The organism is Mesorhizobium sp. M1A.F.Ca.IN.020.06.1.1 (assembly GCF_004023265.1).
In the GTDB taxonomy this organism is placed as follows: Bacteria; Pseudomonadota; Alphaproteobacteria; order Rhizobiales; family Rhizobiaceae; genus Mesorhizobium.
This window is the reverse complement of the sequence record NZ_RZSR01001676.1, coordinates 1-593: the sequence shown is the minus strand read 5'-3', so window position 1 is coordinate 593 and position 593 is coordinate 1. Positions and strand designations below refer to the sequence as shown.

Annotated in this window: 1 protein-coding gene; it reads right to left on the bottom strand. The window is 64.6% G+C overall.

The window, feature by feature from the left end; translation table 11 throughout:
• Window positions 1-115: 115 nt before the first annotated feature.
• A partial coding sequence (locus EOA60_RS36290; RefSeq protein ID WP_128312794.1) for an SOS response-associated peptidase family protein occupies window positions 116-593 on the bottom strand: 478 nt, incomplete at its 5' end.

Here is a 593-nt window from a genome sequence, read left to right as displayed (position 1 = left end):
CCATCCGCTTCCGCTGCAAGCGCTGCGGCGGCAAGGACACTGAGGTCAAGACCCAGTTCATCGACCAGGATCACCCGCCCAAGGGTTATATCTGGGTGCTGCAGAAGGCGAGGAGCTAAAACAACGACCCCTGCGCCGGCGGTTCCGCCGGAAACTTGATCTGCGTCGCCGGCTTGTCCACGATCACCAGCGCGTCGTTCGGCGCCGGCCGCTGCAGCGTCTTCGCCTCCGACCACGGCGCTGTCAGCCACAGCTCGGTCTCCTCCTGAGTGGTCAGCATCACCGGCATCGCCTTCTCGTGGATCGGCGCGATCAACGCGTTCGGCCTGGTCGTCAGGAAGCCGTAGAGCTCGTGGTCGCCCGGACCTTCCTTCACCTTGCGCACGCCATGCCAGGGCGTCCACATCCCGGCGAAGAAGAACAGCGGGCGGTCCTCGCCGAGCGCGAACCAGAAATTCTTCTGCACGCCGGTTTCAGGATCCTTGTCGCCGGGCTTTGGCGAGGGCTCGGCAAAGCTCGTCACCGGCACCAGGCAGCGGTTCTCGACGCCGAGATAAGGCAGCCAGTGGGCATATTGCGGGTTGCGGATGTTG